This is a genomic window from Pseudooceanicola sp. NS-SX9, from assembly GCF_057380705.1.
On the sequence record NZ_CM170818.1, the window covers coordinates 2,321,821 to 2,342,237 of the forward strand.

Consider the following 20,417-nt stretch of genomic DNA (forward strand, 5'->3'; position numbering starts at 1 on the left):
TGACCTGTCGGCAGTTTTCAGAGGGGATGGGCCCCACACCGGGGGCACGCAGGCCGCCAGGCCTGCCGCAGGGGTCCTATTGCCTGCGGCCCGCCGGGGCACCCCGCCGCCCTATCGGGCAGCCGTCCCCCCGTCACCGGGACCAGCGCCGGACGGCACCCGGCGCAGCGCTGACCTGGCCTGAGGCCCCGGGCCTAGATGCCCCGGGCAGCCCGCGCACGGCGCGGCGCGGTCAGCTTCATGCCGGGGGCGGCCAGCCGGTCCTCGGCGCCGATCCAGGCATAGGCCAGCAGGCAGGGATCCAATTCCCCGGTGGTGATGCGGTGTTCATCTCCGGGCCGGTTCAGGATCAGCGAGCCGGGCGTGTAAACCGCCTTGTCGTTTTCGGACCAGGCGCCGGCAATCGAGATATAGCTTTCCTCGATCTCGGCATGGCTGTGCTGAGGATAGGTGGTGTTGGGCGCGAACAGCACGAACCCCAGGATCAGCCGGTCAGACTGGACCGGTCCGACGGGCCCCGCGATCTCGCAATAGGCGTATTTCCGGGCCAGCGGCTTGGGCATGGATTCGTATCCGTATTGCCAATGCAGATGGCCGCGCATCTCGCGCAGGGCGCGCGCCATCCCCTGCATGGACCCGCGCTCCCCCAGATCCAGCGCCCTGGAGAAATGCGCGGTGACGGGCTTTTCCGCCGGTGGCAGACCGGTGATCACCGGATCCCGCGCGATCACCATCGACAGCGTATCGCGCACCTTCTTGCGATGCGCACGGATATGCTTGCTGCCCCCAGCCGAACCATGCCGGTAAAGCGCCTCGAATTCGCGCAGCAGGTAGAGCCAGCCGGGGCTGTCGCGCAGGCAGGTCTGGTCAGGGGTCGCCAGGGTCGGCGGCATCTCTTCGGGAAGATCGGTCATGGGGATCTCGGGACGTTGAAGTCATGAAAAACAGGGTCCTGCGGCGGCAAGTGCCACCGAAGACAGGGCTTGGGGGCTTACAACGGGAGGAGCCGTCGAAAGCGGGATCCCCGGAGGCCTGCTGGTCGACGCCCCCCGGGATCGGGCCCCCAACATCCGGCGGCGGAACCATGGCGGCAGGATCCGGGTCCCGGCCGGTCGCGCCGCAGCCCCCCTGTGACGACGACAGGATCGACAGGCAATCGCGGGTGCGGAACGGCAGTGTCATGCCATCTTCTAGAAAGATTCGCCCATTCCCGGAAAGCGCCATACGAAAGCGCCGCGAGTGCCGCATCGCTACATTGAAAACTGATTTTAAAATAGTCATTTGCCCCGGATCGGCAGCCCCATGTCAACTGTTCTGCTGTTCTGCCCGGCCTGATCCGCCGCACCACCGGACCTGTCGCCCGCCTTGCCGACACCGCATGCGGGGATATCCGCCAGGCCAGCCCCTTCATCTGAGCCGACCCGAGACGGCATTCCCTCTGCCTGACCCGTCGCCTCGGTCGGTGGAGGCCGTCGTGCAGCCCGGCCCAGATCCCGGAGGGATCGCACCCGACGTGCCTGCGCATCGGCCCTTTCCTTCGCCCGCCCGGGATGGCGACCATATCTGCGCCACGGGTCCCACCCGTCCAAAGGCGCCGCCCCAAACGGAGACGGAGACGGAGACGGAGACGGAGACGGAGACGGAGACGGAGACGGAGACGGAGACGGAGACGGAGACGGAGACGGAGACGGAGAAATTTATCCTGCGTCCAGTCTGCAAGACAACCCGGCCGAACCCAAAGGCCATCCGATCCCGCAATGGCACCATCCGCCGATCGTGTTGAAAAAGTTGTTGAGCTGGCCGAACCGGCCAGATCTGCTGGATGGTTTCCCGTCAGGCCGCCCCTATGCAAATAGGGCTCCCCAAAGGGCGGCCTGACGGAACAATATTCCCAGATTTCAAGACAATTTTCGGGTTGCAGCGTTTTGCAACACAATCCGCCCTGACCAGACACAACGGCAGTCCCGGCCCGCTTCCCTGCGCCAGGACAGGTTGCGACATGCCGGACAGGTCGCCTGAATCTCGCGGGCAATCCCTTCAGCCGGTGCGGCGCTGCAGACCAGGCGTTCCGCTTTCGCCACCGCGTCCGACCGAGAATTGCGAGGTCCGCTCGCGCAGTTCGGCGCTCCGGCCTTCAAGGTTGCGCGTCGCATCGGCGGTCTCGATCGCCATGGCGGCATTGCGCTGTGTGAACTGATCCAGGTTGTTCACCGCAGTGTTGATTTCACGGATGGTGCGGGTCTGCTCGTCGATCATCCGTGCCACCGCCTGCATCCGGTCGGACATAGAACCCACACGCTCGAAGATTTCGCCCAGCTCCTGGCCCGTGCGGTCGACCAGTTCGGTCCCTTCAGAGACATGGGTCGAGCTGCTGGCGATCAGCTGCTTGATCTCGCGCGCGGAATCAGCGGTCCGGCTGGCCAGCAGCCGCACCTCTGAGGCCACCACGGCAAAGCCGTAACCCGCCTCGCCCGCCCGCGCCGCCTCGACACCCGCGTTCAGCGCCAGCAGATTGGTCTGGAAGGCGATGTCGTCGATCACCGTCAGGATCTGCGCGATGGCGGTGGCCGAATGGGAAATCTTGGCCATTGCCTGGACGACTTCCTCGACCAGGCCGCGGCTTGATTCGGCGGCATTGCGGGCCTCGTTCGCGGCATTCTGGACGCTGACCGCGTTCTCGGCCGCCTGTACCGCATTGGCGGTCAGTTCCTCGATCGCGGCGGCGGTCTGCTCCAGCGTGGCGGCCTGGCTTTCGCTGCGGCGCGACAGCTCGACCGTGGTGGCGCCGATCTGGCCGCTGACGGCCTCGAAATCCGAGGCCACCGACTGCACATCCATCAGCATCCGGCCGATCGTCTGGACCGAGACGTTATAGGCCTCGCCCAGGACCTCCAGATCGGGGACACCGCAAGGTTCCACCCGATCGCCAAGATTGCCTTCGCGCAGCCGTTCCATCGCCTGTGACAGCCGTTCGATGGCGTTGCGGCGCGCGGTGACATCGGTGGCGATCTTGGTGACCCGGATCACCTGCCCCTGGGCGTCGCGGACCGGCGCGTAGGTGGCCTGGATCCAGACCACCTTGCCAGACTTGGCGATCCGCGGGAACTGGTCGGTCAATGGTTCCCCGGCGCGCAGGCGCTGCCAGAACCGTTCATATTCGGGCGAAGACACGACCTCGGGGGCGACGAACATCGAATGATGCTTGCCGCGCACCTCCTCGGCGGAATAGCCGAGCGTGCGCAGGAAATTCGCATTGGCCTGGATGATCTTGCCGTCGGGTTCGAAGTGGATCACCGCCTGGGTGGCTTCCACGATCTGCAACACGGCCGTATCCTCGGCCGTCAGCGTGTTGGCGCCATGCGCCGAACGTTTCCAGATGCCCATTCCACTCTCTCCGGTCCAGGTCGGCAAAGGCTAGGGCCCATTTCTTGCAATAGAATGAACCGTCACGCGGATGTCACCCGCGCCCGCTACTGCGGCCCGACGCCGCCTGAAAGGACCCTGGAATGCCTCTGCCCGCCGCCTGCCCCGATGACGCTCTTGCCGCCCGCGCCGCCTTCCTGACAGCGCTGATGCCCAGGGTTGCGGCCCGGTCGCTGCAGGGGTTCCAACACCCGGGACAGATCACCCTGAAAGGCCCCCAGGACGTCCTGACCGAAACGGATCTGGCAGTCGAAGCCCTGATCCGGGAGGAGATCGCCCGGGCTTTTCCAGATGATGCCATCCTGGGCGAGGAAGGCGGCGGCACCCCCGGCCCCGACACCTGGGTGATCGATCCGATTGATGGCACCGCCAACTTTGCAAAGGGCATTCCCCACTTTTGCAACATCGTGGCCTTTTGCCAGGACGGCCGGTGCGAGCTGGGCGCGATCAGCCAGCCCGTCACCGACGAACACTGGTTCGTCCGGCGCGGTCAGGGCGCCACGCTGAACGGCCAGCCGCTGCGGGTCAGCACCACCGCGACGCTGGACACCGCCAACCTGGAGCTGGGCTGGTCCCGTCGTGCCGCAACCGAGCGCTACCTGGGCATCCAGCGTCGTTTGCTGCAGGCGGGCGCCAGCATCCGGCGCGGCGGCTCGGGCGGGCTGGCGCTGGCCTATGTGGCGACGGGACGCTCGGACGGCTATCTGGAGGTGTCGATGAACAGCTGGGACTGCCTGGCGGGCCTGCTGATGGTGCAAGAGGCCGGCGGCTGCACCGGCCCCTACCCGGAGGGTCTGGAGGATCTGCTGCGCACCGGCCCGGTGCTGGCGGCCCCCCCGGCGCTGGCGCCGGATCTGGCGCGGGCGGGCTTTGGCGCGCTGGCACTGCGCGGCCCTAGCGACGCGGGTTCCGCAGGCTGAGGACCGCCATCGCCGCCATGATCAGCGCGATGGCCCAGAACACCGCCCGGGGACCCATGGCGGATGCCACCAGCCCCGCCGTCACCGGCCCCACCACCTGTCCAAGGTACTGCGCCGACACGGAATAGCTGAGGATCGCGCTGCTGTGCCCTTCCGGGACGGCGCGGCGGATCAGGGTGCTGACGCAGGGCATCACCCCGCCCATCGCCAGCCCCATCGCCAGCCGCAGCGCCACCAGTTGCCAGGCCTGGGTGACCAGGGCCTGCGGCACCAGCAGCACCGCCGCCACCGCCAGCGACAGGCTGAGGACCCGGCCCGGGCCGAACCGGTCCGCCAGCCGCCCCAGCACCGGCCCCGAGACCGCCGCCCCGACGGCCACCGCCGCCAGCACCACGCCCGAGACCGCGCTGACCTGCCCCGGCGCCACGAAAAGGCCGACGTAGCTGGCCAGGATCGGCTCGATCGAGACGCTGGCCACCGCCAGCAGCCCGGCAAAGCACAGCAGCAGCCGCACCTGGCCCGGATGCGCGACCGAGGCCCAGGCGCCGCGACGATCCGTGGCGGCTCTGGCGGGGCGCGGCCGGGTGTCCTCGTGCAGCAGGAAGGTGGTGGCAAGGAAGGTCAGGAAGATCACGCCTCCGGCAGCAAGGAAGCTGCCGCGGATGCCGATCAGCGCCGGCAGGATGCCTCCGATCAGCGGCCCCGCCAGCGTGCCCGCCATCACCCCCGACGACAGCGTGCCAAGGGCGCCGGTCAGCCGGTCCTTCGGCGTCTGCGCCGCCACCAGCAGCATCGACCCCGAGGAATACCCCCCCAGCAGCCCCACCAGCAGCCGCAGCGCCGTCAGCTGCCAGACATCCTGCGCCAGCCCCATCAGCGACATCGCCACCGCCATGCCCAGGCTGGCCCGGATCAGCATCAGCTTGCGGCCATAGCGATCCCCCAGCCGCCCCCAGAGCGGCGCGGTCAGCCCGGCACTGACGAAGGTCGCCGCATAGGCCAGCCCCGACCAGCGCATCACCGCGCCGGGATCGCCGACCCCCAGCCCCGCGATATAGCCCGGCAGCACCGGCAGCAGCAGGGTCATCGCCACGATCGTGGTGAAGGACCCGAAGGTGCAGACCCAGAGGTTGGCGCGCCAGTGCTGCGCGCCCTGATCTTCGTTTTCGCTCATGGCCTTACTCCTTTCCGGCGGGGGCCAGGGCATACCAGCCCGTCACCTGCCCCTCGGCCAGAACATGGCCGCGGGTGGCCTGCTGCAACTGGTCCGCGTCGAACCCCGGCGTCAGCCCGGCCAGGGTCACATCCAGCGCCAGCACCCGGATCACGTAGCGGTGGCGAAGGGCGTCGTTCACGGGCGGGCACGGGCCGTCATAGCCCAGCCAGTCACCCGCCATCGCGGGAACCCCGGCAAAGGCATCGTGGTAGACGTTGCGCCCAGGGGTGCCGGGGCCTGCCCCCTGCGGACGGCCATGGGGCACCCTGCCCTGCCCGCCCGCCCCTGCCGGCAGCGCCGTGACGGTGGCGGGCAGATCGGCCAGCAGCCAGTGATCGCCCCGCACCCTTGGCGCATCAGCGGCAATGGTCTGGCCGGGTTGGTTGGCGTGGCTCAGATCGCGGGGGATGTCGAGGTCGCTCATCACCAGCGCATAGCTGCGGGTGCCTGCGGGCCCCGCCTGCCAGTGCAGCGCCGGGCTGATGTCGGGCCCCGGGGTGCCGTCGGCGCGGCAGAAGGCCATGCTGTCGGGCAGCCGCCCGTCCGCCGCCAGCCCCGGCAGCACGACCTGCAGCGCGGGCGCGGCCGCCAGCGGCTGGGCAAGACAAAGGGTCAGGGGCAGAAGATGGATCAGGCGCATGGAAGCCTCCGGTGAATGACTGCCCGGGGTCTACGCGGCGCGGGGCGCGGGCGTGTGCCCTGGCCGCGCAGAATTGCGCCCGAAGCGATCATCCCCGCAGATCCGACGGCCGCAGCCCGTAGCGCGCCTGGAACTGCCGCGCGAAATGCGAGCGCGACCGGAACCCGGTCGCCGCCATGGTTTCCGCCACATCCGCGCCGCGCTCCTTCAGCAGCAGATGGGCGGCGGCCAGGCGTTCGTCGCGCAGGATCGCGGCAAAGCTTTCGCCCTCGCGCGCAAGGCGGCGGCGCAGGGTGGCCTCGGACAGCGACAGCGCCTCGGCGGCGCGGGCGGCCGTCCAGTCCAGGTGCAGCCGGTGGCGCAGCACCAGACGCAGCCCCTCGGCCACCGATCCGGCGGTGTATTTCGGCTGCAACCGCAGGGCGCCGGCCTCGGCCAGCACCAGCATGACCTCAAGCAGGCGGTGCTCGAGCTGGGCGGGGGAATGGTGCGCGCGGTCCGAAAGCCCCTCGGCGTAATGCACCAGCGTCTCGGCCAGTGCGCCCTGCAGCGGGCAAGGCTGAAGCGCCGCCATCGCGCCCACATGACCGGGCCAGCGGCGGGCGGCCTCGATCTCGGAGCGGCGGGGAAAGCCCAGGAACAGCGCCCGGTAACGCCCCGTGGCAGGATCGGGCAGGTTCACCACGTCCAGCCGCACGCCTGCGCGCAGCACGATGACCTGCCCAGGGGCAAAGCTGCGGGTGTCGCCGGCCAGGCCCAGCTCCTTGCGGCCCTCCAGCACCACCACCAGCGCGGCCGAGGGCAGGTGCAGGTCGCGAATGACCTCTCTCTGCCGGGCGATGAAGGCCGACAGGAAGGGGGCGCTTTCCGCCATCCCCGCCAGCGGCACCGCGGCGCGGGTGTCGCGCAGGGCGTGGTGGTCCAGCAGGCGCAGGGCGGTGGCGGTATCCATGGGGGATCTTTCGGCAATGGCTTGGGGGCGGTTCTACACCGGGCGCCGCGCCGGGGAAACGGCGGCACCGGGATTGTCGCCCGCCCGGCACGCTAGATTTGCGCGATTGCCGATGGCACAGGGCGACCCGCCCCCCTTACCTGTTTTCAGAACCAGCCCGTTCCAGAATGACAACCGGGAAGGAGGCCCGGGCCCGATAGGGTGTCAACCTGCTGGAACGGCTGCGTTCCGGGCCCTGGCCACCGCCGGAGCCCGTCATGCCGCACGAGGAGGACCGTTGCATGAAAGCCCCCAAGACAACCCTGGCACACTGGCTTTGGCCGCTGCTGGCCAGCACCTGCGCCCTGACCTTTACCAGCCCCGCCTGGGCGCTGGAGGCCGGCGCGGCCCGCGCCACCGTCACCCTGCCCGCCGCCGTCTTTCCGACACCGGGCGAACGCTTTGTCCGGGTGGCCGATCCGCTGAAGGTGCGCGCGCTGGTACTGAAGGATGGCCAGACCGGCCTGGCGCTGGTCGAGGTCGACCTGACCTCGATCTTCGATCCGATGATCCAAAGCTACCGTCAGATCGTCGCCCAGGCCACCGGCCTGCCCGAGGATCACGTGATGATCCAGGCCAGCCACACGTTCTCGGCGCCGCATATCGACGTGACCAGCAAGGACCCCAAGGAACAGGCAATGGCCGCGGCCTTTGCGGATGCGGTCAGAACCGCCGCGACGCAGGCCGCCGCCCATCTGCAGCAGGCCCGCGTGGGCTACGGCACCGGCGAAAGCCACGTCAACGTCAACCGCCAGGTGAAGACCGCCGATGGCTGGTGGCACGGCTATGACGAACAGGGGTCCTCGGACCATCAGGTGAATGTGCTGCGGGTCGATGGCGCCGACGGCACGCCGATCGCGGTGCTGACCAACTTCGCCATGCAGCCCTCGGTCATGGACGGCACCGAGACCGAGGGCGGCGGCCGCCTGATCACCGCCGACATCGCCGGCGCCCTGTCGGATTACGTCGAAGGGCAGTACGGGCCGCAGACCGTGGCCTTCTATTCCATCGGCGCGGCGGGCGATCAGGTGCCGCTCTACATGTCGAACCACTATACCCTGTCGAAGGACGGCCACTGGGGGCGGGTGTCCGAAGGAGATGCCGGGCTGCTGCTGCAGCGCCTGCAGGCGGAACGCCTGGGGCAGGAGGTCATCCGCGTGGCCCAGGGCATCACCGCCCAGCCCGACCTGTCGCTGGGGGTCGTCACCGGCAGCGTCACCGTGCCGAAGCAGGTGATGATCGACCGCGACAGGATGCAGCCCAGCCTCGACTACAGCTACCAGCCCGACGGCACCGGCACCGCCCCCGTCACCATCTTCGAGATCGGCCCCGACATCGCCATGGTCGGCGTGCAGGCGGAACTGTCGGCGGCGACCGGGGTGGCGATCCGGCAGGCCTCGGGGCATCGCGACACCTTCGTCGCCACCATGGTCAACGGCGCGGCCAAGTACATGCCGGCGGAGCAGGACTACAACCGGTTCGACTACATGGCGCAGGGCACCTTCTGGGCGCGGGGCGCGGCGGAAACGCTGGCCACCGGCATCGAAACCCTGCTGGCAAAGCACTAGGGGGGGGCACATGATCAGATCCAGTTGTAGGCCCATGGGGGCCGCCACCGCGCTGGCGCTGCTGCTGGGCGCCCCCGCCATGGCCGCCACCATCCCCGTCGACTGCGACGCGGGCGGCGACCTGACGGCGGCGCTGAAGGGCGCCTCGGGCGGGGACGTGATCGCGCTGTCGGGCACCTGCCGGGGCGTGGTGGCGATCGGCCCGGCGCTGTCGGGGATCACGCTGCAGGGACCTGCGGTGCTGCAGGGCCCCGACCCCGCCACCGCCCCGCCCGGGGCCGCAGGATTTACCGTCTTCGTCTCGGGCAGCAGCGTCACGCTTCGCGATCTTGAGATAACGGGCGGGACCCAGGGCATCCACCTGTCGGGCCCCGCCGTGCTGAACGCCGACAAGCTCCATATCCACGGCACCAAGGGCGGCCTGCATGCCGACCGCAATTCCGCGGTGATCCTGACGCAGTCCCGGATCGAGGACAACGACGGCTTCGGGATCGAGCTGATGGAGGGCGTCACCGCCCGCATCGGCTTTGCCATCCCGCCGGTGCCGCCGCCGCAGCCCGATACCATCGCCCGCAACAGCGGCCCCGGGATCATCGTCAGCCGCAATTCCCACGCCTGGATCACCGGCAACACGATCCAAGGCAACGGCGGCGACGGCATTCTGGTCGACCGCATGAGCCGCGCCGACATCACCGCCAATGCCTTTGCCGGCAATGGCGGCGCGGCGATCCGGGTGCAGTACGGATCGGGCGTGACGCTGCAGACCGAGGGCTCGGAACGCCACGACGGTCCCAACAGCAGCCCCGACGGCAGCGCGCTGGTCTGCGGCACCGGATCCTGGGCCTACGGGCCGCTGGGGACGCTGACCGGATCGACCGACTGCACCGCTTCGTGACCGATGGGGGGCGGCAGCGCCCCCTTGACTTGCATTTCGTTATATCGCAAATATCGTTATATCGAAAAGAGACAGAGAGAACACCCGTCATGACCATGACCGAGACCCCGGACCGATCCCGGGACCGCGCGGAGGGGATCATCATCCGCCACCGCCACGAGGCCCGCCGCCGCAGCCTGACCGTCCGCGACACGACCTATCTGACGCCCCACATGATCCGGATCGAGCTGACCGGAGAGGACCTGGCGGATTTCGTCAGCCTGGGCGCCGATGACCATATCAAGCTGTTCTTCGACACCGGCGCCGACAAGCCCGCGATGCGCGACTACACGCCCCGCCGCTATGACACCGACGCCCGCAGCCTGACGCTGGACTTTGCCGTCCATGACGCGGGCCCCGCCACCGCCTGGGCGCTGGCCGCGAAACCCGGCGACACACTGGAGATCGGCGGGCCGCGCGGTTCGGCCGTGGTGGCGCCGGTCTTCGACTGGTACCTGCTGATCGGGGACGAGACCGCCCTGCCCGCCATCGGCCGCCGGGCCGAGGAACTGCCCGCCGACGTGCAGGTCCTGACGCTGGCCGCCGTGCCCGGGGCCGCCGACGAACAGACCTTCGACACGGCCGCCGCCACGACCACGACCTGGGTACACCGCCCCGTGGCGCTGGCGGCCGACCCCGAACCGCTGCTGGCCGCCGCCCGGGCGCTGGATCTGCCCGCCGGCAAGGGGTTCATCTGGATCGGCGCCGAGGCCCGGGTGGCGCGCGCCCTGCGCGACCACTTTGCCGAACGCGGCCATCCGCGGGAATGGACCAAGGCCTCGGGCTACTGGGTCGAGGGCACGGGCGGCACCAGCGACAAGAAGCTCGACTGACAGGAAAACGGCGGCCCTGCGGCCGCCGTCTCTTGCCCTGCGGCAGCCCCTTTGCAAGGACGACCTGCCCCACCCGATCCCCGCGTCCCTGGCCGCCCCGGGCTGGCGCAGGGGACAGCCCGGCCCTCTGGCGGCAGCGGACCCGAGGGATCGCGCCGCCACCGCCAAGGCCCCTAGACCTCGATCCGCGCGCCGCTGCCCGCCTCGAACAGGTGATAGCGCTCGACGCGCACCGGCAGCAATGCCCCGGGCCGCGCCGCCACCCGGTCGCGCAGGGTGAATGTCACCTCCTGCCCCGCCATCTGCGCCACCACATGGGTTTCCGCCCCCGTGGGTTCCACCGTCAGCACCTGCGCCTGCAGGCCGCCCTCGCCGACCGAGACATGCTCGGGCCGCACCCCCAGCGTCACCGCACAGCCCTCAAGCCGGCCGGGCAGACCGCCCAGGGCGATGCGCGTGCCGTCCTGCGCGGTAAAGGCGCCCTCGACGATGCGGCCCGGCAGCGCGTTCATCTCGGGCGAGCCGATGAAGCCCGCCACGAAAAGGTTCGCCGGTGTATCGTACAGCTCCAGCGGGGTGCCGACCTGTTCGATCCGGCCGCGGTTCAGCACCACGATGCGGTCGGCCATGGTCATCGCCTCGATCTGGTCATGGGTCACATAGACCGCGGTGGTGCCCAGACGCATGTGCAACTGCTTGATCTCGCTGCGCATCTGCACCCGCAGCTTGGCATCGAGGTTGGACAAGGGTTCGTCGAACAGAAAGACCTCGGACTGGCGGACGATGGCGCGGCCCATGGCAACGCGCTGGCGCTGGCCGCCCGACAGCTGGCGCGGATAGCGTTCCAGCAGCGGCGCCAGGCCCAGGATCTCGGCCGCAGCGCGGATGCGGCGGGCCTGTTCGGGCTTCGGCACCTTCGCCAGCTTCAGCGCAAAGCCCATGTTGTCGGCCACCGTCATGTGCGGATAAAGCGCGTAGGTCTGGAACACCATGGCGATGTCGCGATCCTTGGGCGGCAGGTCGGTGACCAGGTTTCCGGCAATGGAAATCCCGCCCGACGTGGTGTCCTCCAGCCCCGCGATCATCCGCAGCAAGGTGGTCTTGCCGCAGCCCGAAGGCCCCACCAGCGCCACGAATTCCCCGTTCGGGATGTCCAGAGAGATGCCGTGCAGCACCTCCAGCGGTCCATAGCTCTTGCGTACATCGTCAATGAAGACAGCGCCCATGTTTCTCCTCCTCCTGGAAAACGGCTGTATGTCCCGATCCCCCCGGCGGGCAGGAGCCGCCCGCCGGGGCGCGAGGGGTCGGGCCCCCTCGGGCGGGCGAAACCGGAGGGAGGCCCGGTCCCGCCCGATCCGCTGTGCTAGATGCCGCGCGCGTTCACCGCCTCGCGGATCAGCCCCGCCATGCCCTCGACGATGGAATGGCGGGCAAAGCCCTGCACGATGGGGCAGCCCTCGGCGGCCTGGGTGCGGCGGTCATAGCTTTCGTCATCGGGCAGGTAGCCGATGCGGGCATTGGCGTTCGAGACCACCAGCGTGATTGCCAGCGGCGAGGCCGCAGCCAGCGCCTGCGCCACCGGCACCGTCACCTCGCCCGAGACGCCGGCAAGGGCGACCGGGCCGATGGTCAGGCAGGTCAGCGTCAGATCGACGGTCTCGACATCGGCCTGTTCCATGCCCGGGGGGACCTCCAGCTTGCGGGCCGGACAGGCGACCACCTGCAAGCCGCCGGAAATCCGCGCCTGCCCTTCGTGGCGTTCGGTGGTGCGGATCAGCCGGACGGCGGTTTCCCCCAGCAGGAAGCCCTGCGCGGCAATCGCGGCGGATGCATAGGCACGGTCGCGCGCCGGATCCTTGCCGGGGTTGCCCAGCTGCACCTTCGGCGCCTGGTCGCCAAGCGCGGCCGAGGTCCAGAAGGCCATGGCATCGGGCCCGAAGGCGGCTTCGACATGGGCGGCGGTGACACCGGCCAGATCGGCACTGACCTCGCGCACGCCCAGCATGACGGTGGAATGCACCGCATAGTTCAGCAGCGCCGCCACCAGCCGCCCGCGGTCATCCATCAGCGACACCACCGTCAACCGCTTGTCCGAGACCCCCTCGGGGCGGTGGCCCAGCGTCCAGCGGCCCTCGACATAGGCTTCGCGGTTGACGTTCACGTCGACGGCTTCCTGGGCCACACCCATGCGCACGGGCCGCAGCTGGCCTGCCGCCTGCCGGACCAGCGCCACCAGCGTGTCGTAGATCCGGTCGGTATAGACCAGCGATTCCGGCGTCGGGATGCGCGCCTTGCCCCCCGCCGGCACCAGGCCGATGCGGGGCGCGTTGTGCGAATGCGATGGCGCCAGCAGGATGCGACCGGCGGGAATGCCGGTCTCGGCCTCGATACGGTTGCGAATGTCGGTGGTGTCTCCGACCTCGACCAGATCGAGGGCAATGAGGGCCGCGCGGTCCCCGGCATTGTCGAGCACCAGGGCGCGGGCCTGCAGCGGATCATGGACCGACAGGAAATCGGGACCGAAGGGATTGAGGCCACGCAGGTCGCGGGGGGTGATGTCGGCGCGGGCAGTCCCGGCCAGCAGGCGGTCGTTCGCCGCCTCGGACAGAGGGTCGAGCATGGGGGTCTCCTGAGAGGGGGGCGCCTTCGGGGCGCCGGTCTTGGGGGGTCTGCCCGGTCGCGGGGCAGGCCCGGGAAGGCATCAGCCGGTGACGCCACCTTCGGTCAGCCCCGACATCACCCGGCGCTGCAGCACGACATAGGCCACCAACAGCGGCAGGCTGGTCAGCAGCACATGGGCGAAGACGAGGTTCCAGCGCACGCCGTACTGGCCGGCATTGGCAAAGTTATAAAGCGTCAGCGGCAGGGTCGCGTTGGCCGCCCCCTTGGTCATGTAGAGGGCAAAGAGGAAGTCGTTCCAGACGTTGATCACCGTCATCACCGCGGCGGTGAACAGCACCGGGCGCAGCAGCGGCAGGATCACGTGCCAGTAGGTCTGCCAGCGGCCGGCGCCATCCATGCGGGCGGCGTCCTCGAAATCCTGGGGCAGACCGCGGATGTAGCCGGTGGTCAGAAAGACGATCCCCCCCACCCGGGTGCCGATCAGGGCCAGGATGTAGCCGGCCTCGGATCCGGTCAGGCCGGTCTTCGCCAGCATGACGACGGTGGGCACGATGGCGGGCGGCAGGATGATCGACAGGGCGGTGATGTAATAGGTGACCATCAGCGATTTCGACCGGGTGCGGGCATAGCTCCAGGCCGCCATCGACCCCAGCAGCAGCACCGCCAACACCACCGGCACCGCCACGATCAGGCTGTTACGCAGCCCCGTCAGGTAATGGCCTTCGGTGATCACCGTGCCGAAGTTCTGCGCGATGGCCCAGACCCTTGGCAGCGCCACCGAGGGCACGGCCGCCTCGGCATCGGTCTTGACCGAATTGACCAGCAGCACCCAGAAGGGCAGCACCACCCAGGGGATCGCGAAGACCGTCAGCGCCAGGTATTTCAGCCGCTCGGCGCGGCCCGTGTCCGTCTTGACCCAGCTCATGTCTGAAGCTCCCTTCTGCGCAGGTAGGCGATCAGCGGCAGCGCGGTGACGATGACCATCAGCGCGATGGTAAAGCCAAGGGCGCTGGATTGTCCGAACAGCCCTGCGCCGTACTGCGTGTAGACCGCCGCGTTCAGCACCGAGGTCGCATCCCCCGGCCCGCCCTTGGTGGTGGCAAAGATCACGTCGAGCGCACTGAAAGAGCCGACAAGCGTGATGGTGATGTTGAAGGTGAAGGCGGGCGCCAGCAGCGGCAGCTCGATCCGGCGGAAGCGCTGCCAGGCGGTGGCGCCGTCCAGATAGGCGGCCTCGATGATCTGCTTGGGGATGCTGTTCAGGCCGGCGATGTAGACCAGGGTGACAAGGCCGCTCCATTTCCAGCCGTCGACCAGCCCCACCATCAGCAGCGCCGATCCCGGATGGCCCAGCCAGGCGTAATGCACGCCCCCCGGCACGAAGAGCGACAGGAAGGCGTTGACCGGCCCCTCGGGCGCCAGCATCGCCGCCCAGATGTAGCCCGCCGCCAGCGGCGACATCAGCACCGGCAGGAAGAAGACGGTGCGGAAGATCGTGTTCTTCAGCGTCCGCCGTTTCAGCGCCTTGGCCAGCATCAGCCCGACCAGGTTCTGCGCCAGCATCGTGGTCACGGCGAAGATCACCGTGACCACCACCGCATGACCCAGGATGCCCAGGGTCAGCAGGTCGCGGAAGTTGTCGAAGCCGTTGAAGCGGATCGCCCGGCTGAAGCCCGTCCAGCGGGTAAAGCTGAGCACGCCATTGGCGATGAAGGGTCCGGCGAAGAAGAAGGCCACAAGGGCAATCGCGGGCAGCGCGAACAGCAGCCGGTAGGCGCCCCTGCCCCGTGGCGGCTGCCGCCGGGTGACGGATCCCGCCCGCCCGACCGGCATCGCGGACCCCGCCAGAGTGATCGTTTGCTTGGACATCTTCCGCGCTCCGTTCAGGGTTGCTGGGCCATGATCGCCTGCTGGACGAACGTGTTCCACTTGTCGGCCGCCTGCTGCGGCGTCTGCTGTCCGATCACCACGCTGACGGCGAGCTTGCCGAAATTGCCAAAGCCCGGGATCGAGTGGTTGAAGGCAGGGGTCGCGTCGGGATCTTCCAGCAGCTTGGCCAGATCGGCATCGAGGCCGGTCATCGCGGGCGCCTCGAAGCCTGCCATGGTCGGCACGATGCGCGCCTGCGCCACGTAATCGGCATAGCCCTTGGTGGTGACCCAGGTGATGAAATCGCGCGCCGCGGCCTCCTTCCTGGCGTTGCCGGTCTTCGGCACGAAGTAGGTGGCATAGGGCCCGGCCGAATAGGGCGGCGTCGCCGCATGGGCCGAAAACGCCGCCAGCCCGATCTTCGCATCGACCGCCGCCTTGTCGTTGCCGCCCTCGGCGTAGAACTGCGGGATGAAGTCGCTGGGCAGCACCGTCAGCGCCGCCTTGCCGCTGTAGACCGCGCGCACCGCATCCTGGAAGGTGGCAGTGGCCGTATCGGCATTCAGGCAGCCCGCCTGGCGCAGATCATCCACCGCTGTCAGCCCGGCCACGACGGGGCCCTTGGGATCATTGACCTTTTCCTTGCCCGCCGCGACCGCCTTGCCATAGGCATCGCCGGCGTTGAAATCGGCCATCCAGGCGAAGCCCGCGATCATGTTGGCCGGAAATTCCGAGGCCGCCCCCACGAAGGCCGGCACCGCCCCCGCCGCCTTGATCGCCGGACAGTCCGCCTTCAGATCGGCGAAGGTCCGGGGCATCGACACGCCCGCCGCCTTCAGCACGTCCTTGTTGTAGAAGGCCGCGAAGGTGGTGATCGGACCCAGCACAGCGCCGTAGGTATGCCCGTCCAGCGTCCCCTCGACCTGCGCCAGCTTGCCCTCGGCCTTGACGAAGGCCATGTCGCTGAGATCGACCATGTTCTGCGCCATGTTCAGCTGCCGCATGTCCTGCGGGGTCGGCATGTATTCCATGATGTCGGGCCGGTCCCCCGTCGCCCATTTGATCTGGGTCGCGGTGGGGAAGGTGTCGGCCGGGATGTCGATCAGCTCGATCCGGTTGCCGCTGGCGGCCTCGTAGGCCTTGTAGAGGTCCAGCACCGCATCGGGATCGCCGGTGTTGTGCCACAGCGTCAGGGTCAGTCCCTGCGCCGCCGCAGGCCCGCCCGCCAGACAGGCCGAGGCCAGCAGCACGGCACAAAGGGTCGCGGGCGTACCCGCCTTCGCATTCTTCATTTTTCTCTCCTCCCGAGGGGACCCTCCCAAGCCCCCTTCCCCGGATCGGCACCGGTTGGAACCGGCCCCTCTCCGAATTGCATTTAGTTTATAGCTCCGAATTAACTCGTCAAGAACAGCCTTTCGTTCAGGCCACGGTCACGGCCACGCCGACCATCCAGGCGATGTTCAGCAGGCTAGAGAACAGCGGCATCCAGCCGGGGTGCTTCTGGCGGTTGGCGGTCTTTGCCAGCCGCACCAGGAACAGCAGCGCATGGGCCGTGCCGATCAGCGCCAGCGGCAGGCTGTTGCTCCAGCCGGCGCCGATCAGCCAAAGCGCGGCGATCACATGGACCCCGGCGCGGAACGGGCCCACATCGACCGGCGTACCCGCCAGATCGGCCGCATCCAGCATGATGTCCAGCAGCATCCACGCCAGCCCCGCCGCCACCGCCCAGAGCGGCGCCGGCAGGATCGCGATCGCCGGCAACATCAGCGCGTGATAGCAGACCCCCATGACCCGACCGGTCCGTTTCGGCACATAGGCCAGATGCCAGCCGCCTTCCTGCCGCAGCGGCAGCTTGACGTGGAAGCCGGCAAAAAGCGCCGCCGCAACCAGCGTGGTGACAGTTTCGATCTGCATTCAAATCCTCCCGGAAATCGTGCCCGCACCGCAGCCCTCCTGCTGCGGAACGGGGGCCTGCGCCTCAGTCGGCGTCCAGCGGCCGGTCCTTGTATTCGGCATAGAGCTGCGGCAGGAACTTGCTCAGCTGCATGGCCTCGGTGGTGGAATGGGTGATGACCTTCTTCAGGTAATCCTCGGTCAGCATCCAGTCGGGGGTCGTGGGATCGCGGACGATCTTGCCGTTCTCGACCCCGTAGCCGATCCATTCGCGGGTCACTTTCTCAAGGATTCCCCAAGGGTTGATCCGCGACAGGGTCATGAACAGATGGGTGCCGGGAAGGCGTTTCGACGGGTCGTTCATGTCGTGGAACGACTCAAAGCAGCAATCGACGAAGCAGCCCGCCGCCTTCAGTTCGTCCGCGCGCGCCTGGCTCAGGCCGAAGTCCCGCGGATCCAGCGCATTGCGCACCGTCCAGGCCATCTTGTCCTGCCCCGCCCCCAGGTCCAGCGTCTCGACCGTGTAGATCCCGCCCGACTTGTCGACCCCGTTGATAAAGCCGTGATCCCAGTGATCGGCCTGGTTCCAGATCTTGTAGCGGATGTTGCCGACCCCCTCGGGCGTGCCCTTCGAGCGGATGTTGATCCACTTGAAATACCAGCCCAGCATCTCGGGCGTGCAGCCGGGATAGGTGGTGTAGACGGCCAGATAGCCGGTACCGTCCTCGCGCATGCAATAGCCATATTCGACCTCCTCATAGCCCACCGGGCGCAGCAGGTCGGTAAAGTCCTCGGGCAGCGTCGCCCTGGCGGGATCCATCGGCCCGGCCTCGATCAGCTGGCGCTGCAGGGGCGCCACGCGGTGCAGCGGCATGTCCCAGTATTTCTTCAGCGGCAGCGCCTCCTCGGCCTCCGACAGGGCAATGCGGCTCGTGACCAGCATATCTTCGGGATAGTCCAGCATGTTCATCCTCCCTTGCCGCAACGGGGGTCGGCCCGCCGTGGCAGAATCATCCGTTCCCGACCAAACTAGTTCGGTGTACTTAACTAGATTGATCCTGTCCAGCACCCCTTCCCGGGCGCCGCGGCATTGCCGCCCCCGCCGTTCCAAGCTACCGTCCCCGCCGATCGACGCGGCGCGAGACGGAGAAGAGCGATGTGGGAAAAAAGCCCGACCCTGGTCAGCGAGGCCTCGGAGTTCACCGATATGCTGGGTTCGCTTTGGCGATTCGCGACGCTGACCTCGCGGTCGCGCGCGCAACTGCCGGTGCTGGCGCCCAGCCAGGCGCGGGCCCTGCAACTGATCATCGCCAGCGCCGAGGTCACCCCCGCGGCGCTGGCCGAACAGATGGACATGTCCCGCCCCCTGGTCAGCGAAGTGGTTCGCAAGCTTGAGGAAAACGGACTGATCGAAAGGCGCCGCTCGACCTCGGACCGGCGCTCGATCATCGTCACGCCGACGGAACGCGGCACCTATGTGCAGCAGCATTTCCGGCTGGGACTGGTCGATGCGATGGCCGAGGCCTTCGCCGAAATGCCCCATGGCGAGGTGCGCCGCATCATGGAGGCAATGCCCTCTCTGGCCGTTCTTGAGGCGCGCCTGTCGCAGATCGCCGAACGTGAACGCGCACAGCCCACCCCCTGACAGGCGCCCACCGCACTCGCCCCAAAGGGGCAGGACCGATCTGCGACAGACCACCAGATCCCCCCGGAAACAGGGGGATTTTTCATTGTGCGTCGGACTTTGGTGCAGATCCGTTTCCATGAGGATGCAAGTGTTCCGTGCAAAAAACTGTTGACGGGCGCCGCACCTGCTTCATACAGAAAGGCAGGTACTGACTGGTACCGTTAATCAGATCGCGCCATCCTGCAAGTCCTGTTTTGGAGCGGAACCGCAGCTTTTCCCGACACGCATCCCAGCGAACCGGCCCCTGTCCGGCGCGCCGGGCGGGGCTTGCCCGGGCCGTCCTGCAGGAGGCGCTGCGGGGCCGTTTCCCTTGAGGAGGGGGAGCGGCACTGCCCAGAGGATCCGTGGCGCAACCACGGTCAGAGCGCGCCGTCGCGGCGCGAGGGAGGACCAGATGACAAGACCCCGTAAGAGCCGCCGGAAACGACGAGGCGGCGCCGGTCGCCGCCGCATGGATGCCGCGTCCCGGCCCTGACGGCCGCGCACCGGCCCGCTGTTCCACGCCCCGCCCCCATTGAACCGGCCGTCCCGTTGCGGGCGCGGCCCGGGGGGGGGGCTGTGCCGTGCCCCGGCCACGGCCGCGCGCAGTCCCTTGGGGCTGCCCGGCCCGGCCGCTTGCCGCCGCTGACCCCAGGCGGCGTTTTCCAGCCCCACCCCTTTTCGGGGGGCCGTCCCCGGTGCCGCGGCACCGGACGATGCCCCCTGCCCTGACATCAGCAAAAGAGACCCACCCCATGTACCTGCGTACCGTTTCGGCCCTTGCCCTGCTGGCACTGGCCTGGCTTCCTGCGGCCGCCCGCGCCGACGTCACGATCAAGAGCGACGCCTACCTGGGCTATTCCAGCGTCGCCGACACCGGCCCCACCGGCGCCTTCGGGGTGCTGACGACGACGCTCGACGCCAGCCGCGTGCTGGACAACGGCGTCAGGCTGTTCGGCAGCTTCCGGCTGCGGATGCGCAGCGACCGGGACGAGATCGGCCAGCGCGACAATGATCTGGTCGATGGCAAGGTCGGCATCGACATGGGCAGCTACGGCACGCTCAGCTATACGACCTTCAACGATTACAACACGTTTCCCTGGGCCGACGGGATCTGGATGCGGCGCGGCTCGATCGCGGTGATACCGACCATGGGCCCGGCCTTCCGCGGCGTCGGCAATGACCAGACGATCAATGGCATCGACTACGACGAAGAGAGCTACTTTCAGTATATCAACACCGTCGGGCCGCTCGACATCGAGCTGAACGCGGATCCCGACCTGAATTACGGCCCCTACAGCGGCAACGGCTATGCGCCCGATGCACCCACCTGGTCCAGCAAGCTGACGCTGCATATGGGGCCCGCGCATGTGAAGCTGCTGAACAACAACCTGGGCGACTACGCGCTGGAACTGGGCACCAAGCTGCCCGTCGAGGGCTGGCAGGTCGCCATCAGCCGCAGCACCAACACCGACAATGCCTCGAAGAACTTCGATGACATCACCGTGGAATACCACCCCTCCGGGCCGGGGCTGCTGCGCAGCGTCTGGGCGAATTACGCCGTGCCGGACGAGGGCGACACGAAAAGCTGGCTGGTCAGTGCCGCCTTCGGCCGCGAGGACTGGCAGGTCGGGCTGGCGGTCGACCAGGACTTTGACAAGGCCGTGTCGGTGCGTCGCAAGCTGTCGAAGAAGGCGACGCTGTTCCTGGGCTGGGACAGCGGCTTTGGCACCGGCGACGGCAACTGGTACATGACCGATCCGGGCGGCAATGCCCCGGCCCGCGGCCAGGCCTGGGAGCTGGGCGTGGATTACACCTTCTGATCCCTAGCGCGCGATCTGC

General features: G+C 68.4%; 18 protein-coding genes. 6 read left to right on the forward strand and 12 right to left on the reverse strand.

Annotated features, from left to right (window positions below; all coding sequences use genetic code 11):
• Positions 1-194: 194 nt before the first annotated feature.
• Together AC2ITM_RS11075 and AC2ITM_RS11080 are read right to left on the reverse strand one after the other, a co-directional pair.
• A complete protein-coding gene (locus tag AC2ITM_RS11075) occupies positions 195-914 on the reverse strand; it encodes a dimethylsulfonioproprionate lyase family protein (protein WP_486466706.1) in 720 nt (239 codons plus the stop codon).
• 1,123 nt (positions 915-2,037) lie between these two features.
• Positions 2,038-3,384 (reverse strand): methyl-accepting chemotaxis protein, encoded by a 1,347-nt coding sequence (locus tag AC2ITM_RS11080; protein WP_486466707.1) that lies wholly within the window; start codon positions 3,382-3,384, stop codon positions 2,038-2,040.
• Positions 3,385-3,506: 122 nt separating this feature from the next.
• Here AC2ITM_RS11080 and AC2ITM_RS11085 point away from each other — a divergent pair, with 122 nt between their 5' ends.
• On the forward strand, positions 3,507-4,343 hold the full coding sequence (locus AC2ITM_RS11085; protein WP_486466708.1) for an inositol monophosphatase family protein: 837 nt from the start codon (positions 3,507-3,509) through the stop codon (positions 4,341-4,343).
• Here AC2ITM_RS11085 and AC2ITM_RS11090 read toward each other — a convergent pair.
• From AC2ITM_RS11090 to AC2ITM_RS11100, 3 genes are all read right to left on the reverse strand, one after another.
• Positions 4,318-5,517: an MFS transporter gene (locus AC2ITM_RS11090; protein ID WP_486466709.1), complete on the reverse strand. Its 1,200-nt coding sequence runs from the start codon at positions 5,515-5,517 to the stop codon at positions 4,318-4,320. The two genes, AC2ITM_RS11085 and AC2ITM_RS11090, sit on opposite strands and share 26 nt — an antisense overlap.
• A gap of 4 nt (positions 5,518-5,521) precedes the next feature.
• The gene (locus AC2ITM_RS11095) at positions 5,522-6,199 is read right to left on the reverse strand and encodes a YbhB/YbcL family Raf kinase inhibitor-like protein (protein WP_486466710.1); all 678 of its coding nucleotides are present in this window, start codon (positions 6,197-6,199) and stop codon (positions 5,522-5,524) included.
• Positions 6,200-6,287: 88 nt separating this feature from the next.
• On the reverse strand, positions 6,288-7,151 hold the full coding sequence (locus AC2ITM_RS11100) for an AraC family transcriptional regulator (RefSeq protein WP_486466711.1): 864 nt from the start codon (positions 7,149-7,151) through the stop codon (positions 6,288-6,290).
• 281 nt (positions 7,152-7,432) lie between these two features.
• Between AC2ITM_RS11100 and AC2ITM_RS11105 the strand changes: the two genes are divergently transcribed.
• The 3 genes from AC2ITM_RS11105 to AC2ITM_RS11115 all read left to right on the forward strand — a co-directional run bounded on the left by AC2ITM_RS11105 (position 7,433) and on the right by AC2ITM_RS11115 (position 10,525).
• Positions 7,433-8,758, forward strand: coding sequence for a hypothetical protein (locus AC2ITM_RS11105; RefSeq protein ID WP_486466712.1), 1,326 nt, complete (start codon positions 7,433-7,435; stop codon positions 8,756-8,758).
• Between the two features lie 34 nt (positions 8,759-8,792).
• Positions 8,793-9,653, forward strand: coding sequence for a right-handed parallel beta-helix repeat-containing protein (locus AC2ITM_RS11110; RefSeq protein ID WP_486466713.1), 861 nt, complete (start codon positions 8,793-8,795; stop codon positions 9,651-9,653).
• Between the two features lie 89 nt (positions 9,654-9,742).
• The gene (locus AC2ITM_RS11115; protein WP_486466714.1) at positions 9,743-10,525 is read left to right on the forward strand and encodes a siderophore-interacting protein; all 783 of its coding nucleotides are present in this window, start codon (positions 9,743-9,745) and stop codon (positions 10,523-10,525) included.
• Between the two features lie 173 nt (positions 10,526-10,698).
• Here the strand turns inward: AC2ITM_RS11115 and AC2ITM_RS11120 are convergent, their stop codons facing one another.
• The 7 genes from AC2ITM_RS11120 to AC2ITM_RS11150 all read right to left on the reverse strand — a co-directional run bounded on the left by AC2ITM_RS11120 (position 10,699) and on the right by AC2ITM_RS11150 (position 17,873).
• A complete protein-coding gene (locus AC2ITM_RS11120) occupies positions 10,699-11,751 on the reverse strand; it encodes an ABC transporter ATP-binding protein (protein ID WP_486466715.1) in 1,053 nt (350 codons plus the stop codon).
• Between the two features lie 137 nt (positions 11,752-11,888).
• The gene (locus tag AC2ITM_RS11125) at positions 11,889-13,145 is read right to left on the reverse strand and encodes a hypothetical protein (protein WP_486466716.1); all 1,257 of its coding nucleotides are present in this window, start codon (positions 13,143-13,145) and stop codon (positions 11,889-11,891) included.
• A gap of 81 nt (positions 13,146-13,226) precedes the next feature.
• Complete coding sequence (locus tag AC2ITM_RS11130) at positions 13,227-14,072, reverse strand: carbohydrate ABC transporter permease (protein ID WP_486466717.1); 846 nt, start codon at positions 14,070-14,072, stop codon at positions 13,227-13,229.
• Positions 14,069-15,016 carry a carbohydrate ABC transporter permease gene (locus AC2ITM_RS11135; RefSeq protein ID WP_486466718.1) on the reverse strand — a complete coding sequence of 316 codons (948 nt, stop codon included), beginning with the start codon at positions 15,014-15,016 and terminating at the stop codon, positions 14,069-14,071. Before AC2ITM_RS11135 ends, AC2ITM_RS11130 begins: the two co-directional genes overlap by 4 nt.
• A gap of 14 nt (positions 15,017-15,030) precedes the next feature.
• Complete coding sequence (locus AC2ITM_RS11140) at positions 15,031-16,308, reverse strand: ABC transporter substrate-binding protein (protein WP_486466719.1); 1,278 nt, start codon at positions 16,306-16,308, stop codon at positions 15,031-15,033.
• Positions 16,309-16,435: 127 nt separating this feature from the next.
• Positions 16,436-16,930, reverse strand: a complete 495-nt coding sequence (locus AC2ITM_RS11145) for a hypothetical protein (protein ID WP_486466720.1) — start codon at positions 16,928-16,930, stop codon at positions 16,436-16,438.
• A gap of 64 nt (positions 16,931-16,994) precedes the next feature.
• Positions 16,995-17,873, reverse strand: a complete 879-nt coding sequence (locus AC2ITM_RS11150) for a DAPG hydrolase family protein (protein WP_486466721.1) — start codon at positions 17,871-17,873, stop codon at positions 16,995-16,997.
• A gap of 192 nt (positions 17,874-18,065) precedes the next feature.
• Between AC2ITM_RS11150 and AC2ITM_RS11155 the strand changes: the two genes are divergently transcribed.
• Both AC2ITM_RS11155 and AC2ITM_RS11160 read left to right on the forward strand, forming a co-directional pair.
• A complete protein-coding gene (locus AC2ITM_RS11155) occupies positions 18,066-18,554 on the forward strand; it encodes a MarR family winged helix-turn-helix transcriptional regulator (RefSeq protein ID WP_486466722.1) in 489 nt (162 codons plus the stop codon).
• 776 nt (positions 18,555-19,330) lie between these two features.
• Entirely contained in the window at positions 19,331-20,398 is a 1,068-nt protein-coding gene (locus AC2ITM_RS11160) for a porin (RefSeq protein WP_486466723.1), read from the forward strand.
• Positions 20,399-20,417 lie beyond the last annotated feature (19 nt).